The sequence below is a fragment of the Microvirga sesbaniae genome, from assembly GCF_025460805.1.
Classification (GTDB): domain Bacteria; phylum Pseudomonadota; class Alphaproteobacteria; order Rhizobiales; family Beijerinckiaceae; genus Microvirga; species Microvirga sesbaniae.
This window is the reverse complement of the sequence record NZ_JAMXFJ010000024.1, coordinates 57615-74775: the sequence shown is the minus strand read 5'-3', so window position 1 is coordinate 74775 and position 17161 is coordinate 57615. Positions and strand designations below refer to the sequence as shown.

Here is a 17161-nt window from a genome sequence, read left to right as displayed (position 1 = left end):
TTCTGCGGGTCGCGCAGGAACTCCACCACCTCCTGCAGGTCTTCCTTGGCCTCGTCGATGCCCGCCACGTCGTCGAAGGTGACGCGGCCATGCGCCTCGGTCAGGAGCTTCGCCTTGGACTTGCCGAAGCCCATGGCCCGGCCGGCGCCGCTCTGCATCTGGCGCGACAGGAACACCCAGGCGCCGATGAAGAGCGCGATCGGCAGGATGTTCATGAGGACCGCGATGAACCAGGGGGTCGAATCCGATTGCGGGCGGGCCGTGATCTGCACGCCCTTCTGCTGCAGCTTCGTGACCAGCATCGGGTCGCTCGGCGCATAGGTCGTGAAGGTGCGCCCGTCCGTGTAGGTGCCGCTGATCTCCGGCCCGGAGATGACGACGCTGGTGATGCGTCCGGCATCGGCCTCGCTGAGGAGCTGGCTATAGGCGATGTCGCTGCCGCCGCCTCTTTGGCCTGGGCTCTGGAAAAGGGTCACGAGCGCCAGCACCAGGAGGAAGATGACGACCCACAAGGCGAAGTTGCGGAAATTTGAATTCATCGGATCAGGTTCTGCCCCAGAGGGAGATGAAGCACAGGGAGGTCCCCCGTACGGTTAAACTCAATGTAGGCACACCGTCTCGCCTTGCCAAGGGAATGCGGCACCCATGGGGCGCGATCCGATAACGTTGGCTAAGAGTTTTGGCTAACGGCCCCGGCGCCGCGGCGGTTCCGGGCCGATCGATGCTCGCCCTGTCCGGTCCAGCCGCACGAGGGCGCCCGCGATGGTGAGACTCAGGCTCTCCCCTGCCCTGACGGCGTCCCGCAGGCGTTCCGTACAGGCCTCGAGCCGGTCGAGACGGCTGCTTTCGAGACCCGCCCCGACCAGGGCCTGCTCCAGCACCCGGACGGCAATGGCGAAAGGCTCCCTTGCAAGAATGCCGGCCTCGAACGAGAGGGAGCCGTCTTCGAGAACGGGGCCGGCCCGGTCCAGAGCCTCGCGCGCCTTGAGGCCGAGCGCCTCCTCGGCCTGGGCGGCCCGTCCGGCGAAGCGGGCCAGGCGCTCGGCGTCGAGCCCCTCGGCGGCCAGGCGCGGCATGAGCCTGCGCCAGCGCACGCGTGCGTAAATCTCGTCGGCATTGGACGGATCCTCGACGAAGCGCCAGCCATGCGCCCGGCAGAGATCGACGAGGCTCGTCTTCGGCCAGTCGAGCAGGGGCCGCACGTGCCGGATGCCGGGTCGATCCGTCTCGCGGCGCATGCCGGCAAGACCCGCAAGGCCGGACCCGCGCGCCAGGCGCATCAGCACCGTCTCGGCTTGATCGTCCCTGGTGTGGGCGGTGACCAGATGCGAGGCGCCGACCTGCCGGGCATGGTCGACGAGGAGCCGGTAGCGCGCCTCGCGCGCGGCCTCCTGGATGCCCGCTCGCGGCTTGTCTCCGGTCCAGGCGAGAATCCGGTGCGGCAGGCCCAGGGCGGCGGCCTCCCGCCCGACGGAATCGGCCTCCGCGGCGGCTTCGGGCCGCAAGCCGTGATCGATCGTGGCGACGAGGACAGGAGGCCGGGCACCGGCGGCGGCCCAGCGGGCGAGCAGGTGCATCAGGGCGGTGGAATCCGGCCCGCCGGACACGGCGGCGACGATGGCCGAAGCTTGGTTCAGAGAGGCAAAGAGCCGCTCGAGCCCATCATCCGAGAGCGCATCGTCGGGGGGCGGAGGAGAGGCCATCGCTCGGCCTTCTGCGAAACCTGTCAGCGGCTCAGCTGCACTTGATGCGCTTCTGCTCGCGGTCGGAGGCCTGGCGCACGGGGGCCGAGGCCTGGGGGTACTTGCGGTCGAGCTCGGCGAAGACCGCACAGGCGCGATCCTTGGCCCCGAGCCCGTTCAGGGAGATGCCGAGCCGCAGCAGGGCATCGGGCGCCTTGGCGGCGTCGGGGTGCTCGGCCGTGACGTTCAGGAACTGCTCCGCGGCCTCGCGATAGCGGTTGCGCTGGAGGTAGGTCTCGCCCAGCCAGAAGGTCGCCTCGGGCACGAGCTTGTCCCGGGGGTTTGACTGCAGGAAGCGGCGGAAGCCCATCTCGGCCTGGTCGTACTGCTTCTGCGCGAAGGAGGCATAGGCGGCGTCGAAGTCGGAGCGCGGATTGCCGACGCTCGTCGCCGCGACGCTCGGGCCCGGTCGCTCGCCGATGGCCCCCTGCGGGAGACCGGCGACGCGCTCGTGTGCGCCGCCGCCATCCATCGGAACTCCGTCGGGGCCGCCCTCCTCGTCCTGCTCGATCAGGTCGCCGATCCCGGCGAGCCGCCCGCCCGGCAGCGGCACCGGACGGCCCGAATCCGCCGTCAGAGGGGTGGACGGAGCCGTGGTGCCAAGGGGCCGGGGCGCTCCGGGGGCATCCGGCGCCTCGGAGGGGTCGAACACGTCGCTGCGGCGCTGCGGCTGGGCCGGGGCCGGCTGGGCCTGAGGCTGCGCCGGACGCGCCGGGGTCGTGGCGGGTGCCGAAGGCCGGGAGCCGCCGCGGCTTTCCTGGAAGCGGAACTCCACGTCCTCCTGGAACTTGCGGAGCTGCTCCTTGAGCTGGCGGTTCTCGTACTGGAGCTGTTCCATCTGGCCGGAAAGCTGGCGGAACTGGCTCTCGAGCCGGTTCAGGCGCACGATCGCATCGGCGGCGTCCTGCGCGGCGGCAGGGGAAACCGAAGTGGCGGCCAGAGCCAGGGCAAAGGCGAAAAAGACAAACAGACGTCGAAACATGCTGGGATACCGTGAGGGTCCTCGGACGAGGAGGCCGATAACACAAAAGCGCCGCCACGGCGAGACTGTGGCGGCGCTTCGCGATGTCACGAGGGCTTGAACGCGAGCATGGGACCGGGCCTGCTTTCGGGACCGGATCCGGCGCTCGCCCCCTTGAGCGGCGCACCGCTCGGGTGGAAAACCGGGCCCATGTTGCCGCGCGCTGCCGCGCGATGCGCCGGGTGAGGCTTTATGCCCCGGCGCCGCCGCCGAGCACGGTCACCGCGCGGCGGTTCTGCGACCAGCAGGAGATGTCGTTGCAGACCGCGACCGGACGCTCCTTGCCGTACGACACGGTGCGGAAACGGTTGCCCGGGATGCCGCGGGAGATCAGGTAGTCGCGCACGACCTGGGCGCGGCGGGCGGAGAGCGAGTAGTTGTACTCGCGGGTTCCGCGCTCGTCTGCATGGCCTTCGAGGATGAAGGTGTAGGTCGGATAGCGCTGCAGCCACTGCGCCTGCTTGTCGAGGGTGGCGACGGCCGTGGGGGTCAGGTCGGTGGAATCGGTCTCGAAGAACACGCGGTCACCCACGTTGACGACGAAATCCTGGGCGCTGCCCGGGGTGGCGGCGCCGCCGGCCCCGAAGCCCCCGGCTCCAGCCCCATCGGCCATGCCATCTTTGTTGGACGAACACGCCGCCGCCCCGAGGGCGAGGACGATAGCGGCGGCGAACTTGACGGCGCGCAGCGTCATCATTGGCAGTACTCCTTACACATACGTTTGCCGAACGTTGTGTCTTTCATATCGGGAGGATGGTTAAAGGAGGGTTCCGTCAACCGTGAGCAGGCCTGCGGGATTAAGGTGAATTATGGCCAAGTTGTGGAAGTTCGGGTTAGGGTTAATTGACCGTAAAAGCCTTCACGTGGCGTTCTTCATTCCTATCGTAAGGTCATCCTGCATGGCGGCTCGCGCGAAGCTCGGCTGCTGCCGATTGCGCGTTTCGAGCGTTGAGAGGTGATGAATATCGTGACGACACAGTCCGGAAGCCTCGGACATCCCTATCGCCAAGCCCTGGACGATCTCCGCCTGGAGAGGGCGTTCTCACGCATCGCCGACAGCGACCTGCGTCACGGCAACGCCGTCGCGCTGCTGCGGGACTCGCGGGAGAACTACCCGGCCTGGCTGGAGGCGATCCGGTCGGCGCGGTCCGTCATCCATTTCGAGAACTTCATCATCGCGGACGACGAGACCGGCCGGGCCTTCGCGGAAGCCCTCATGGAGCGGGCCCGCGCCGGCGTGCGGGTGCGGGTGCTCTACGACTGGCTCGGATCGTCCTTCCGCGCCCTGCCCGGTTACTGGCGACGCCTGCGCGAGGCCGGGGTCGAGGCCCGGGTCTTCAACCCTCCCCGGCTCACCGATCCGTTCTGGGTCCGCCGCGACCATCGCAAGCTGATCACCGTCGACGGGCGCATCGCCTTCGTGTCCGGTCTGTGCATCTCGGACAATTGGGTGGGCAAGAAAGGCCACGAACCCTGGCGCGACACCGGATTGTCCCTGGAAGGGCCCGTGGTGGCCGACCTCGATGCGACCTTCGCCGAGAGCTGGGTTCTCGCCGGCATGAAGCCGATCCCGCGATCGGACCTGCCCCACGCCGACCTGATCCCCCATGCGGGCTCCGTGGCGGCCCGGGTCATCAGCGGCGAGCCCGGCATGTTCCGCACCTACCGGGTCGACCAGTTCATCGCGGCGACCGCCCAGCGCAACCTCTGGCTCACCGACGCCTATTTCGTCGCCACCACGTCCTATGTGCAGGCCCTCGGCGAAGCGGCCCGCGACGGCGTGGACGTGCGTCTCCTCGTCCCCGGCTCGAGCGACGTGCCGGCCCTGCAGCCGGTGGTGCGGGCCGGCTACCGGTCGCTCATCGAGGCCGGCATCCGGGTCTATGAATGGAACGGCTCGATGCTGCACGCCAAGACGGCGGTGGCGGACGGGCGCTGGGCCCGGGTCGGGTCCACGAACCTCAATATCGCCAGCTGGGCGACGAACTGGGAACTCGACGTGGTGGTCGAGGATCCGGGCTTCGCCGAGGCCATGGAGGCGATGTACCTGGAGGATCTCGCCAACGCGACGGAGATCGTCCCCGGCTGGCAGTCCCGGCGGCGCCAGGCGAAGAACATGCGCTCGCGGCGCGGCCACCGCTTCAAGAGAGGCGGCGTGCGCAGGCTGGCGGCCGGCGCCCTGGCTCTGTCGAGCACGGTCGGCAAGGCGGTGGGCTCCCGCTCCCTGACGGCCACGGAGGCGAGCAGCGTCGCGATCATCGGCTTCGCGCTTCTGGCCCTGGCCGCCCTGGTCACGTTCTTCCCGGTCGTGATCGTCTCGCCGATCGTCATCGCCCTGGCCTGGCTCGGGATCGCGCTCCTGATCCGCGCCTTCCGGCTCAAGCGGCGGGTGCGCCTGAGGCATCGGAAGCTTGCCCTGCGGCGCAAACTGAGCAAGATCAAGGAGAACGAGGCGTCGCCGGGAGAGCAGGCCTAGAAGAACAAAAGGAAACCAACGGTCAAGCTTGGCGTTGATCTCGGGCAAGGCAGTACATTCCTTTTCGAGGAGGACTCCTATGGCTACAGGCACCGCCGGCTCTTTCGACACCCCTGATCGCACCCACGCCATGAGCCAGCTGCTGGCGCAGAACTGGTGGGCTCTGGCGCTCCGCGGCGTCTTCGCGATCATCTTCGCCCTCATCGCGTTCTTCTCGCCGGGAGCCACGCTCCTGTCCCTGGTCTGGGTCTTCGCCGCCTACATGCTGGTCGACGGCGTGTTCGGCATCGTAGCGGCGGTCAGGGCGGCGTCCAACAACCAGCGCTGGGGCCTTCTGATCCTCGAGGGCATCCTCAACATCCTGGTCGGAATCGTCGCGTTCATCATGCCCGGGCTCACGGTCCTGTTCTTCGTCACCCTGATGGCCGTGTGGTCGCTCATCACCGGCGTCCTGATGATCGTGGCCGCGTTCAAGCTCAATCCGACCTACGGCCGCGGCTGGCTGATCTTCAGCGGCATCGTGTCGGTGCTGTTCGGCGTCGCGCTGCTGCTCGCCCCGCTCGTCGGCGCCGTGGTGCTGACCTGGTGGCTGGGCGCCTATGCGCTCGTCTTCGGCATCTCCCTCCTGGTCCTCGCCTTCAAGCTCAAGGGTCACAAGGACGAGACCGGCAGCGCGGCCCCGATGGCCGCCTGAACAAGAAAAGGGGCGCCTGAGGCGCCCTTTCGATGTCGGTCTAGTTGCTCTGCCGGCTCTCGCTCAGAAGCGGCGACCAGGTCGGGTCGGACGCGAAGGACGGGGTCGGCACCGGCTGTTCCACGCGCCCGGTGATGTCCACCATGTAGAGCTTGCCGCCGGCCTGTCCGCCCGGATCGCGGAAGAACAGGATATACTGGCCGTTGGGCGCCCAGGTCGGGCTCTCGTTGTGGAAGCCTTCCGTCAGGATGCGCTCGCCCGAGCCATCCGGCTTCATGATGCCGATGGCGAAGCCGCCCGCGCGCTGCTTCGTGAAGGCGATGTAGTCGCCCCTCGGCGACCAGGCCGGCTGCGAATAGGCGCCGTCGCCGAAGGAGATGCGGCGCTGGTTCGAGCCGTCCGCGTTCATGGCGTAGATCTGCTGCTTGCCGCCGCGGTCGCTCTCGAACACGATCTGGCTGCCGTCGGGAGAAAAGGACGGCGAGGTGTCGATGGCGGCCGTCGAGGTCAGGCGCGTGGTGTTGCGCGAGCCCAGGTCCATCATGAAGATGTTGGCGTTGCCGCCCTGCTGCAGGCTCATGACGATGCGCTGCCCGTCCGGCGCGAAGCGCGGCGAGGAGGCCATGTCGGGGAAGTTGCCGAGCACCTGGCGGGTGCCGGTCTCCAGGTTGATCACCTGGACGCGCGGCTGCTGGCCTTCGACCTGGGCCGAATAGGTGATGTCCTGGGTGGCCGGCGAGTAGCGCGGGGTCACCACCGAGGTGTCTCCTTGCGTCAGGTAGCGCACGTTGGCCCCGTCCTGATCCATGATCGCGAGACGCTTGCGGCGGTTCTCCTTCGGGCCCGATTCATCGACGAACACGATGCGCGTGTCGAAGAAGCCGCCGAAGCCCGTCACCTTGGAATAGACCGCGTCGGAGATGATGTGGCCGACGCGGCGCCAGAAATTGGCATCGGTGACGTATTGCTGGCCGGTGAGCTGCTGGCCCGACTCGATGTCCCACAGGCGGAACTCGGCGCGCAGACGACCCGAGGGATCGCGCGAGACCCGGCCCGTCACCAGCGCCTGGGCGCCCGCCATCTTCCAGGCGTCGAAGCGCGGCGCGGCGTCGAAGGAGGGACGCTCGGGGAAGCGAGACTTGTCGAGCGGCGCGAAATAGCCCGAGCGCTGCAGGTTGCTGGTGATGATGCCGGAGACCCGCTGGCCGAGATCGCCCTCGCCGGAGAAATCGGCGACGGCGATCGGCATGGGCTGGAACTGCCCGCCCGGTCCGACGCGGAAGGAGAGCTGCGCCTGGGCGGCGGGCGCGAGCGCCGCCATCGGCACGACGACGGCCAGCGCGACGAGAAGACGGGAAAGGAAGCGAGTGATCATGGGGTGCTGTCTCAAGCGTGATGGGCTTTAAGAGAGAGGAGGATCGAACTGGACGTTCAGGACCTTCCAGTCCGCGTAATACGGAACGAACTTCGCCGGGATCTCGAACTGGCGGCACTTGCGAATGGCGCGGACGGCCGCGTCGGCGACCGCGCGATCGGTCGAGCTGCTCCCGGCCTGGAGAATGCGGGGCTCGGTGCTGAGCGATCCGTCCTGGTTCAGGCGGATGTCGAGAATGGGAGCCGTGACCTGGCCGCCCGAGGCGGCGATCGGCGCGCTGTAGCAGCGCTCGATCTGCGAGACCAGCAGCCCGATCAGCGCGTCTCGCAGGCTCGGCGACAGCTTGGCGGCCGATCCCGTCGCGGTGCCGAGGGAAGCCGTCTTCTGGACCTCCGCGCCGGTCGCGCCGGTGGACTGGTTCTTTTCCTTGCTGTCGAGGAACTGCTTCAGGTCGCCCATGTCGAGCTTCTTGGCGAGCTGGGCTTCCTTGCGCGCCTTGGCCTCGGCCTCTTCCTTCGCCTTGGCCTCCGCGAGCTTCTTCTCGGCTTCTGCCTTCGCCTTGGCGTCCGCCTCGGCCTTTGCCTTGGCTTTCGCCTCCGCGACGCGCTTCGCCTCCGCCTCGGCGTCCGCCTTGGCCTTGGCTTCGGCCTTCGCCTTGGCTTCCGCCTCGACCTTGGCCTGCTCGGCCGCCTTGGCCTTCTCGATGGCTTCGGCCTCCGCCTTTTCCTGCAGCTTCTTCTCTTCCGCGGCCTTGGCCTCGGCGGCCTTCTCTTCCTGCGACCTCGTGGGAGGCGCGGGCGGCGGGGGCGGAGCCGCGACCGGCTCCTCCTTGTCGGCGACCTTCATCTCGGCCGGCCGCTTGGGCGGCGCCGGCGCGTCGCGCTTGTCCTCGCCGGGATCCTTCAGCTCGGTCTTGTCGGCCACGCGCTCGGCGCGCGGCTTCGGCTGCGGGGCCTTGGCGTTCGTCTCGCCCTTGGTGATCTGGGAGAGCTGGTTGTCGGTGATGATCTCGACCGGGATGCCCTCCTCGGCCTGGGGAAGCTCGGTCCCGACCGACAGGCCGATCAGGGCGGCAGCCAACAGCAACGCATGCGCGACGCCCGAGACCCACAGGCCCGGCTCGGAGGTGTTGAATTTTGGCTTCAACGCCACGTGTGTCTGCCCCCTGCTCTCATCCCGCTCAGCGCTGGTCGACCTCGGTCACGAGGGCGACGCGCTTGTAGCCCGCCGTGGTGACGATCGACATCACCTGGGCGACGCGTCCGTAATCCACCTTCTTGTCCCCGCGCACGAAGATCCGCTCGTCGAAGCCGGACTTCGACACCTCCGCGAGCTTGCCCACGATGGCCTCGTCCACGAGTTCGGCCTCGCCCAGGTACACCTGGCCGGTCGCCTTGATCGAGAGCGTCACCGGGGTCGCGTCCGAATTCAGCGGCGCGGCCTTGGTCTGCGGCAGATCGAGCGGCACGCCGGCGGTCATCATCGGAGCCGCCACCATGAAGATGATGAGCAGCACCAGCATGACGTCGATGAACGGCGTCATGTTGATCTCGTTGATCGCGCCCGGCGTGCGGCCTCGCCTGCGCCGCCGTCCGCCGCCCCCCGCCGCTCCTGCCGTCATGGCCATGCCGGATCCCCCTTAGGCCGCGTTGGCGGGGTGGTGACCCGCATGGCCGATGCGCTCGTCGATCTGGCGCGACAGGATGGCCGAGAACTCGTCGGCGAAACCTTCGAGCCGGGTCTGGAGCTTGCCGACCTCCGATTGCAGCTTGTTGTAGGCGAGCACCGCCGGGATGGCCGCGAAGAGGCCGATGGCGGTGGCGAACAGGGCCTCCGCGATGCCCGGCGCCACGACCGCCAGGCTGGTGTTCTTGGAGGCGGCGATCGACGTGAAGGAATTCATGATGCCCACCACCGTGCCGAAGAGGCCGATATACGGGCCGGCCGAGCCGATGGAGGCGAGCACGGTCAGGCGGGAATTGAGCCGCTCCACCTCGCGCTGGATGGTCACGTCGAGCACCTTGTCGATGCGCTGGGGCAGGCTCTGGAACGAGCGGCCCGAGCCCTCGAAGGAACGCTTCCACTCGCGCATGGCGGCCACGAACACGGCCGCGAGACCCGTGGCCGGGCGACTCTGGAGGGAGCGGTAGAGCTCCTCGAGCGACTGGCCGGACCAGAACACGTCCTCGAAACGGTCCATGGCGCGCTTGGAGCGGGCGTAGAGGAGGGTCTTGTCGATGATGATGGCCCAGCACCAGACGGAGGCTGCCAGCAGGCCCAGCATGACGAGCTTGACGATGAAGTGGGCCTGCCAGAACAGGCCGAAGAAGGACAGTTCGTGGGCCACAGGGACGGCCTGGGCCACATCAGCCGGGTTCATGATCTCTCGTCCTCGCTCTTGGAGCAGTCCTGGAAGACGACCCAGGGCTTCCCGCAACAGGTTCTAGGAAAATCTGTTCTTGTATTACCGTTCGTTCGCCCCTGAATCTGTCGAAAATAAGGGCGCAGGGTAACAAGGCCCGAGATCCTCCGAGACCGTTACCTGTTAGGCACAGGGTAAGGTTAAGGTCTGGTTTAAGAGCGCCCGGATCGGGGCGGAAAATGCTGAAATTGATGCAAGATTCAGCCCGACATGCGCGAAAGGCAGGGCTCCTGCGCGCCCTGACCATGGGGAATTTGAAAGCGGGGTTAGATCACCGGCACGCATATTGCCGAGTTATTCTTGAGCGCTTTGACTGCCGCATTTCGTACTGGCGCATCAGTCTCATACACAGAGACACTGGAACGCTCGCAACGTCCCATCCATGTCGCGAGGAGGTGCTGGACCTACCAATTATCGTACCGATCCTGACTTGATCTAGGACTTGCCTGTACTGCTTGGACCGACAGACTGCGCTACGCTACAACAATCTCGCGGGCAAGTGAACCTCGGCTGTGTCCGAGGTTCATGGGATTTATCAGACTTTTTTACGCTGCATCTTGCTCGAGCAGCGCTGTTTCGACATTCGCTGGAGCTGCTTCTACGAGGGCCGCAAGTTTACTTGAGTCGAGAGCGGGCGCAGAGCGCATTTTTTCCTTTGCATCGGGGGATGCTACATCGATTTCCGTAAAACGATTATGCAATTTGCGCAGATGTGCATAGCATCCGATATCGATCGCAAATGCTTGATACGTACCTTCGAGAGATTTGTGAGTAAGAGCGACAGCACAACTGTGAATGATACGATAGTCTAATAGGCGATATATTAATGCCCGCCACGTATCATTCTGCTGCAACATTCTCTCTTGTACAACGAAGAGATTAGTCTTCTTTTCTAAGCAGAACTCTCTGATGATATAGATCCCCTTAAGGAGGTCATCTTGCTCATCTCCTTTTGAGTCTTGCTTCAGTTCCTCGATCTTACGTTCAAAATTTGTACGAGATAGAGTCCTGACCTCATCCTTTCCGATTTTGCCACCACGCTCCACATCTACATCATTAAGCACCTGCAGGAACAACGAGAGCACATCCCGCGGAACCCCACCCCCTGCCATAACGAGGCGCGCGAATCCTTCGCCCTTGAACAAACTTTGTATTTCTTCGGCATCTAAACCGGCATTGGCTCCGAATTGTTCAAGAATGAGTCGATTCTGGTCTGCCGTTTTTTTAAAATCGCTAAACGTGTAGTCAATATTAATGGGTTGATAGTCGTGCCGCTCCTGAGCGCCGATCGGTTGGCCGTCTCGATCGAGATAGAGAGTTGACGCGTGCCGAAGCGTTGCCACCTTGAAGTATAGTGGCACATCTTTACAGAGACGATGGATATAGTCGATTACGAAGGCTTGATCCGTTCGCTTGAGATGGTAGAGATCGTCAATCTGTAGAACAATACCTTCGATCGAACTGGAAAGAGTGAAGAAAGCGCGAATATTTTCCTTGAGACTAGGAAGCCAGCGATCAAGTTCTTGTAGTTTTTCGCGATGCAATCGGAATGAACGCTCAACTTATTCGCGTTGCTTCGCCTCATCCTTAGCGCCGAACTTAAGATTGATTTTATCTACGTCTGCCCCTGCAGAACCATCGAGCGTCGTTGTTGTCTCAGACGCACTCTTACGACGAATTTCTTCGTCGTGAATATCAGCCGACTTCTGAAGCGCCTCAAGCTTTTGGATAATTTCTTTGATTATCTCTTTCGACTTCTTCTTCTTACCAAACCAGCCATATAGATTTCGATCCAGTTCACGGAATATAGCAGATAAAATTTCAATCAAAACATTCGGAAATGAATGGCGCTTGAAATCTTCGCAGTTTAAGTAAACTGCTTTCAAATTCTTCTTTAACTCACGTTAAGAATGGTGGAGAAGGAGCGTCTTTCCACAACCGCGCCTCGCGAATATTGCGTGGTTCTGCCTAGAACATGCATCTTGGAGAGCAGTACCAACGTTGATATAATCAATATCATCACCGTCACGCTGCACACGCAGATTTTCAGTGATGACCTCTCTCAAACTCGCAAGCTTCTGCCTATTGATCAACTGATGCAACCCCTACTTACACAGATTAGAGACATATAGTGCCAGCGGTCTTAGTTGATTCTCCTATAGCAGAAACCAACACAGGGATAATATAGTCCCGCGATTCTTGTTCACAAGCCCACTCGATTCGCTAGAGTGAGCCTGAGCGCGTCCGGGATCCGCACGGCCCGCCCTCCCCTCACGGCCGCCACCATGACGTCGGCCCTGACCAGCACCTCGTCGCCGCGCCGGACCTCCTGGGCGAGCGTCATCGACGCGCCGCGCATCTCCTTCGGGCGGGTCACCACGGTGAGCACGTCGTCCATGACGGCGCCACCGAGGAAGTCGATCGTCATCTTGCGGACCACGAAGGCGAGCCCGCCCATCTCGGCGTGCAGGTCCGACTGCGCCACCTCGACGGCCCTCAGGAGCTCCGTGCGCCCGCGCTCCATGAAGCGCAGGTAGCTCGCGTGATAGACGCGGGCCGAGAAATCCGTGTCCTCGTAATAGACGCGCAGAGGGAGGACGTGAGCGCCGTCCCTCATGGAGCCGGAGAGGCCGGCGCCGGGGCTCGCCTCACTCATCCCCGTCCCCGTTGAACAGCCCGAACTGCGCGGCGGTCTCGCGGGTCGGCTCCGGGATGCCGAGATGCTTGAAGGCGTGGGGCGTGAGGATGCGCCCGCGCGGGGTGCGCTGCACGAAACCCTTCTGAATCAGATACGGCTCGATGATGTCCTCGATGGCGTCGCGGGGCTCGGACAGGGCCGCCGCGATGGTCTCGATGCCGACCGGGCCGCCGCCGAAGGAACCGGCGATCATGGTCAGGTACTTGCGGTCCATCAGGTCGAGCCCGATCGGGTCCACGTCGAGGAGGCGCAACGACCGGTCGGCGAGGTCGCGGGACACGGTCTGGACGCCCTCCACGATGGCGAAGTCGCGCACGCGGCGCAGGAGACGACCGGCGATGCGGGGCGTCCCGCGGGAGCGGCGGGCGATCTCGTTCGCCCCCTCCTCGCTCATGCCGAGGCCGAGCACCCGGGCGCCGCGACGCACGATCAGCTCCAGCTCGTCGACGGTGTAGAATTCGAGCCGGATCGGGATGCCGAAGCGGTCGCGCAGGGGCGTGGTGAGCAGGCCCGCCCGGGTGGTGGCGCCGACAAGCGTGAATTTCGGCAGCTCGATCTTCACCGAGCGGGCGGCCGGTCCCTCGCCGATGATGAGGTCGAGCTGGTAGTCCTCCATGGCCGGATAGAGGATTTCCTCGACGGCCGGATTCAGGCGGTGGATCTCGTCGATGAAGAGCACGTCGCGCTCTTCCAGGTTGGTGAGCTGGGCCGCCAGGTCGCCGGCCTTCGCGATCACCGGACCGGAGGTCGAGCGGAAATTGACCCCGAGCTCGCGGGCGACGATCTGCGCCAGCGTGGTCTTGCCGAGGCCCGGCGGGCCGACGAAGAGCACGTGGTCGAGGGCATCGCCCCGCGCCTTCGCCGCATCGATGAAGACCTGGAGATTGGCGCGCGCGGCCTTCTGGCCCGTGAAATCGTCGAGCGAGAGCGGCCGGATCGACGCATCCACATCGTCCTCGCGCTTTTCGGGGCTGATCAGGCGGCGGGAATCGGTCAAAGAGGCTTACCTTCCAGAGGCTTCATATAGGCGCTGAGGGTCTCATACGCCATTCTTGAAAAGATCAAAACAAGAACATGTCCTTATGATGAACCGGCTACCGCGCCAGCTCGCGAAGGCCGAGCCGGATCAGGGTCTTGGCCTCGGCCTCGTCGCCGGCCTGCTTCATGGCGGCGGCCACGGCCGCCGAGGCCTGGACCTGGGGGTAGCCGAGATTGACGAGGGCGGAAATCGCGTCCGCCACGGGGGCCGGCGCGCTCTTGTCCTCGACGGCCCCGGTCAAGCGGATGAGGGCCGGGTCGACGGCGGCAAAGGCCGGCGCCTTGTCCTTGAGCTCGGACACGATGCGCTGGGCGAGCTTGGGCCCCACGCCGGGGCCGCGGGCCACGGACGCCTTGTCGCCGGTCGCGATGGCGGTCGCGAGAGCCCCGGGGTCGAGCACCGACAGGATGCCGAGCGCCACCTTGGAGCCCACGCCCTGGACCGACTGGAGCAGCCGGAACCATTCCCGCTCCGAATCCGACCGGAAGCCGAACAGGCGGATCATGTCCTCGCGGACATGAGTCTCGATGGACAGGACCGCCGCCTCCCCGGTGGTCGGCAGGTTCTGGAGGGTGCGGGAGGAGCAATGGACCACGTAACCGACCCCGTGCACGTCGAGGATCACGAAATCCTCTCCGTAGGAATCCACCACGCCCTTGAGTTTGCCGATCACGTTCGTCTCTGCTCCACGGTGTCACCCCGAGACCGCGAAGCGGAGCCGGTGACGGTTGTCAGGTGAAAGTCCATTCCTCTCCCGAGGAAGGTTTGGTCGCGCTTTGTTCTTACCGCGATCCCGGTCGCCAACTCAAGCTTCGTCCGAAACAGGGTTGAGCGTTCGGGTTGCCTCAGTAGCTCGCCGCCAGGGCCCGGGCCTTGCGGTGATGGGCGTGGGCGATGGCGATCGCGAGCGCGTCCGCCGCATCGGCCTTCTTGAAGTCCGCCTTGGGCAGCAGGATCCTCACCATGGCCTGGACCTGATCCTTGTCCGCGTGTCCCACGCCGACCACGGTCTTCTTGACCTGGTTGGCGCCGTATTCCGCCACCGGCAGGCCATGGAGGGCCGGGACGAGCAGGGACATGGCGCGGGCCTGGCCGAGCTTGAGGGTCGCCTGGGCGTCCTTGTTGACGAAGGTCTCCTCGACGGAGACCTCGTCGGGGGTCCAGGTCCGGATCACCTCCGTCAGCCGATCGTGAAGCTGCTTGAGGCGCAGGGCGAGGTCGAGGTCGCCGTCGGAGGTCACGACCCCGCAGGCCACGAAGGCGAGCTTCGTCCCCTCGACGGTGATGACGCCCCAGCCGGTATTGCGCAGGCCGGGATCGAGACCGAGGATGCGGACGCGTTCGCTCACTTTTCGTTCTCCACCGTCGGGGTCGGATTTGCTCAGGCCATCCACGCCATCAACGGTTAAGAAGGCGTGGATGCCCAGGACGATCCGGGGTCCCACGCACAGCCAAAATCACTCGGCCATCTTCTGCATGAGGGCTTCGGAGAGCTCGAAGTTGCCATAGACGTTCTGGACGTCGTCGTGCTCCTCGAGGGATTCCATGAGCTTCATGAGCTTCTCGCCGGTCTCGTCGTCGACGGCCACCGGGGTCTGCGGCTTCCACACCAGCTTCGATGCCTTGGGCTCCCCGAACTTGTCCTCGAGCGCCTTGGTGACCTCGTTGAGGGAGCCCTGGTCGCAATAGATCTCGTGGCCGTTCTCGGACGAGACCACGTCGTCGGCACCGGCCTCGATGGCCGCCTCCAGCATGGCGTCGGCATCCGCCACGTCGGGGCCGAACTCGATGTAGCCGACCCGGTCGAACATGAAGGAGACCGCGCCGGTCTCGGCCAGGTTGCCGCCGCTCTTGGTGAAGTAGGAGCGGATGTCGGAAGCCGTGCGGTTGCGGTTGTCCGTCATCGCCTCGACGATGATGGCGGCGCCGCCGGGACCGTAGCCCTCGTAGCGGATCTCGTCGTAGTTCTCCGCATCGCCGCCGGACGCCTTGTTGATGGCCCGCTGGATGTTGTCCTTGGGCATGTTCTCGGCGCGGGCGGCCAGGATCGCGGCCCGCAGGCGCGGGTTCATGTTGGGATCGGGCAGGCCCATCTTGGCCGCCACGGTGATTTCGCGGGCAAGCTTGGAAAACACCTTGGACCGCACCGCGTCGACCTTGCCCTTGCGGTGCATGATATTCTTGAACTGTGAATGCCCGGCCATGGGGGCCTCCGAAAAGTGCGGCCGAGGGCGGCCTGTCCCGCAGGCGCCCGTCAGGCCGTGAAAGTTGACGATGGACGGCTTATAAGGCGGCGAAGGGCTTCAGGCAAAGCCCCCTTCTGCCACTTGCGTCGAAAGAGGCCGGCCCGGTCAGGCCGGGCTGGTCCCGAGCCGCTCGAGGCCCCGGCGGAGAGCCTCCAGACAGTCCGGATCGAAGGCCGTACCGACATCCGCCGTCATGATCCCCATGGCCTTCGAGACCGGCATGGCGGGCCGGTACGGCCGGTCGGCCGTCAGGGCGTCGAACACGTCCGCCACGGAGATGATCCGGGTCTCGCGGCCGATCGCGTCACCCTTCAGTCCTCTCGGATAGCCCTTGCCGTCGAGCCGCTCGTGGTGGGCCCCGCCGATGCGGGCCACGTCCTGGAAAGCGCCGATCCGGGACAGGATGGTCTCGCTGTAGAGGGCATGGCGACGCACCGCGGCGAATTCCGCGTCATCCAGCTTGCCCGCCTTGTCGAGGATCTCGTTGCTGACCCCGAGCTTCCCGATGTCGTGGAGCAGGGCCGCTCTGCGGAGGCGACGCCTGTCCGCCTCGGCGAGGCCCATCTCCTCCGCGATCAGGTCGGCGAAGAAGGCCACCCGGTCGCTGTGTCCGCTCGTATAGGGGCTCTTGGAATCGACGACCCGCGCGAAGGCGGCCGCGATGTCGTCGAGATAATCCTCGTCCGCGAGTTCGATCCGCTGAGCGGGTTCGAGGGCGAAGACCGCGCTTTCGACCGCGTCCGACCCCAGGGTCTCCCAGAACGTCCGGCGTTCGGCCACGCGCTCGAATGCCTCGACGATCCAGGGGTCGAACCACGTGCCGGACCGCTCCCGCGCCTCCCGCCGGGCCGCCGCCTCCCCGGCCCCGGTATGGAACACGTCCACCACCTGGGCCAGAAGGGCGATGCGCGAATAGACCGGGATTTCGGCTCCCGCCGTGCCCATCGGCTTGCCGCCCCCGTTCCAATGTTCGTCGAGCGCCTGGATGCCCAGCGCGACGCCTTCGGGGAAGCGCAGCTGCCGGGCGATCTCGGCGCCGCGCTGGCAACGGGTTTCGATCAGTTCCCGAGCGATCTCGCCCCCGTTCCGGACGATGTTGATCACCGTGCGGAATCTCTGCGCCAGCCCGGCCTTCAGGCCAGTATGGGACAGGACGAAGCCCAGAATCTGCGGCAGCCGGTCGCCCGCGGTCTTGAAGTCTCTTTTGAAGGCGAGGTCATCCGTCAGGTAGAGCTGGCAGATCCGGGCAGCGTTGCTGCTGCATCCAAGATCCTTCAGGAGGAGCGTGTAATAGAGCTCCCAGAGAGCCGTGTCGTCCAGCCCGAGTTCGCGCCCCACATGCACGCCGATCCAGCAGACCCTTACGCAATGGCCCACCGGCTGGCCTTCGGTCATATCGAGAGCATGGCTGAGCGCTCCCAGGACCTCCGACAGCCGGACCGCCTGCG

At 65.3% G+C, this 17161-nt stretch carries 18 protein-coding genes; 2 read left to right on the top strand and 16 right to left on the bottom strand.

Going from position 1 to position 17161, the window contains the following annotated elements; all coding sequences use genetic code 11:
* The 4 genes from OCW50_RS24420 to pal all read right to left on the bottom strand — a co-directional run.
* On the bottom strand, window positions 1-539 hold a 539-nt coding region (locus tag OCW50_RS24420; RefSeq protein WP_262265654.1), incomplete at its 3' end, for an ATP-dependent metallopeptidase FtsH/Yme1/Tma family protein.
* A gap of 144 nt (window positions 540-683) precedes the next feature.
* Window positions 684-1703 carry a tRNA lysidine(34) synthetase TilS gene (gene tilS, locus OCW50_RS24415; protein ID WP_262299303.1) on the bottom strand — a complete coding sequence of 340 codons (1020 nt, stop codon included), beginning with the start codon at window positions 1701-1703 and terminating at the stop codon, window positions 684-686.
* A gap of 31 nt (window positions 1704-1734) precedes the next feature.
* Entirely contained in the window at window positions 1735-2724 is a 990-nt protein-coding gene (gene ybgF / locus OCW50_RS24410) for a tol-pal system protein YbgF (RefSeq protein ID WP_262299302.1), read from the bottom strand.
* 229 nt (window positions 2725-2953) lie between these two features.
* The gene (pal, locus tag OCW50_RS24405) at window positions 2954-3460 is read right to left on the bottom strand and encodes a peptidoglycan-associated lipoprotein Pal (RefSeq protein WP_262299301.1); all 507 of its coding nucleotides are present in this window, start codon (window positions 3458-3460) and stop codon (window positions 2954-2956) included.
* Window positions 3461-3721: 261 nt separating this feature from the next.
* On the opposite strand from pal, the gene OCW50_RS24400 reads away from it, so the two are divergent.
* Both OCW50_RS24400 and OCW50_RS24395 read left to right on the top strand, forming a co-directional pair.
* Window positions 3722-5239, top strand: a complete 1518-nt coding sequence (locus tag OCW50_RS24400; protein ID WP_262299300.1) for a phospholipase D-like domain-containing protein — start codon at window positions 3722-3724, stop codon at window positions 5237-5239.
* A gap of 79 nt (window positions 5240-5318) precedes the next feature.
* Complete coding sequence (locus OCW50_RS24395) at window positions 5319-5933, top strand: HdeD family acid-resistance protein (protein WP_262299299.1); 615 nt, start codon at window positions 5319-5321, stop codon at window positions 5931-5933.
* Between the two features lie 40 nt (window positions 5934-5973).
* Here the strand turns inward: OCW50_RS24395 and tolB are convergent, their stop codons facing one another.
* From tolB to OCW50_RS24335, 12 genes are all read right to left on the bottom strand, one after another.
* The gene (gene tolB, locus OCW50_RS24390; protein ID WP_173948014.1) at window positions 5974-7308 is read right to left on the bottom strand and encodes a Tol-Pal system beta propeller repeat protein TolB; all 1335 of its coding nucleotides are present in this window, start codon (window positions 7306-7308) and stop codon (window positions 5974-5976) included.
* A gap of 27 nt (window positions 7309-7335) precedes the next feature.
* Window positions 7336-8454, bottom strand: coding sequence for a cell envelope integrity protein TolA (gene tolA / locus OCW50_RS24385; protein WP_262299305.1), 1119 nt, complete (start codon window positions 8452-8454; stop codon window positions 7336-7338).
* 34 nt (window positions 8455-8488) lie between these two features.
* Window positions 8489-8935: an ExbD/TolR family protein gene (locus OCW50_RS24380; protein WP_262270318.1), complete on the bottom strand. Its 447-nt coding sequence runs from the start codon at window positions 8933-8935 to the stop codon at window positions 8489-8491.
* A gap of 12 nt (window positions 8936-8947) precedes the next feature.
* A complete protein-coding gene (gene tolQ, locus OCW50_RS24375; RefSeq protein WP_173948016.1) occupies window positions 8948-9688 on the bottom strand; it encodes a protein TolQ in 741 nt (246 codons plus the stop codon).
* Between the two features lie 587 nt (window positions 9689-10275).
* Window positions 10276-11274, bottom strand: a complete 999-nt coding sequence (locus OCW50_RS24370) for a hypothetical protein (RefSeq protein ID WP_262299298.1) — start codon at window positions 11272-11274, stop codon at window positions 10276-10278.
* 18 nt (window positions 11275-11292) lie between these two features.
* Window positions 11293-11616 (bottom strand): hypothetical protein, encoded by a 324-nt coding sequence (locus tag OCW50_RS24365; RefSeq protein ID WP_262299297.1) that lies wholly within the window; start codon window positions 11614-11616, stop codon window positions 11293-11295.
* 317 nt (window positions 11617-11933) lie between these two features.
* On the bottom strand, window positions 11934-12386 hold the full coding sequence (gene ybgC / locus OCW50_RS24360) for a tol-pal system-associated acyl-CoA thioesterase (protein WP_262299296.1): 453 nt from the start codon (window positions 12384-12386) through the stop codon (window positions 11934-11936).
* Window positions 12379-13425, bottom strand: a complete 1047-nt coding sequence (gene ruvB / locus OCW50_RS24355; RefSeq protein ID WP_315974468.1) for a Holliday junction branch migration DNA helicase RuvB — start codon at window positions 13423-13425, stop codon at window positions 12379-12381. Before ruvB ends, ybgC begins: the two co-directional genes overlap by 8 nt.
* Window positions 13426-13522: 97 nt before the next feature.
* Window positions 13523-14140, bottom strand: coding sequence for a Holliday junction branch migration protein RuvA (gene ruvA / locus OCW50_RS24350; RefSeq protein ID WP_262270320.1), 618 nt, complete (start codon window positions 14138-14140; stop codon window positions 13523-13525).
* A 172-nt stretch (window positions 14141-14312) separates the two neighbouring features.
* Window positions 14313-14816, bottom strand: coding sequence for a crossover junction endodeoxyribonuclease RuvC (ruvC, locus tag OCW50_RS24345; RefSeq protein WP_173948020.1), 504 nt, complete (start codon window positions 14814-14816; stop codon window positions 14313-14315).
* Between the two features lie 108 nt (window positions 14817-14924).
* Window positions 14925-15671 carry a YebC/PmpR family DNA-binding transcriptional regulator gene (locus tag OCW50_RS24340; protein ID WP_262270321.1) on the bottom strand — a complete coding sequence of 249 codons (747 nt, stop codon included), beginning with the start codon at window positions 15669-15671 and terminating at the stop codon, window positions 14925-14927.
* A gap of 147 nt (window positions 15672-15818) precedes the next feature.
* Window positions 15819-17108: an HD-GYP domain-containing protein gene (locus OCW50_RS24335; protein ID WP_262270360.1), complete on the bottom strand. Its 1290-nt coding sequence runs from the start codon at window positions 17106-17108 to the stop codon at window positions 15819-15821.
* Between the last annotated feature and the right edge of the window lie 53 nt (window positions 17109-17161).

Bases quoted from the DNA above. Each gene is read 5' to 3' on its own strand.
- tilS (WP_262299303.1), bottom strand. From the start codon at position 1,703: ATGGCCTCTCCTCCGCCCCCCGACGATGCGCTCTCGGATGATGGGCTC.
- ybgF (WP_262299302.1), bottom strand. From the start codon at position 2,724: ATGTTTCGACGTCTGTTTGTCTTTTTCGCCTTTGCCCTGGCTCTGGCC.
- pal (WP_262299301.1), bottom strand. From the start codon at position 3,460: ATGATGACGCTGCGCGCCGTCAAGTTCGCCGCCGCTATCGTCCTCGCC.
- OCW50_RS24400 (WP_262299300.1), top strand. From the start codon at position 3,722: ATGAATATCGTGACGACACAGTCCGGAAGCCTCGGACATCCCTATCGC.
- OCW50_RS24395 (WP_262299299.1), top strand. From the start codon at position 5,319: ATGGCTACAGGCACCGCCGGCTCTTTCGACACCCCTGATCGCACCCAC.
- tolB (WP_173948014.1), bottom strand. From the start codon at position 7,308: ATGATCACTCGCTTCCTTTCCCGTCTTCTCGTCGCGCTGGCCGTCGTC.
- OCW50_RS24380 (WP_262270318.1), bottom strand. From the start codon at position 8,935: ATGGCCATGACGGCAGGAGCGGCGGGGGGCGGCGGACGGCGGCGCAGG.
- tolQ (WP_173948016.1), bottom strand. From the start codon at position 9,688: ATGAACCCGGCTGATGTGGCCCAGGCCGTCCCTGTGGCCCACGAACTG.
- ybgC (WP_262299296.1), bottom strand. From the start codon at position 12,386: ATGAGTGAGGCGAGCCCCGGCGCCGGCCTCTCCGGCTCCATGAGGGAC.
- OCW50_RS24340 (WP_262270321.1), bottom strand. From the start codon at position 15,671: ATGGCCGGGCATTCACAGTTCAAGAATATCATGCACCGCAAGGGCAAG.
- OCW50_RS24335 (WP_262270360.1), bottom strand. From the start codon at position 17,108: ATGACCGAAGGCCAGCCGGTGGGCCATTGCGTAAGGGTCTGCTGGATC.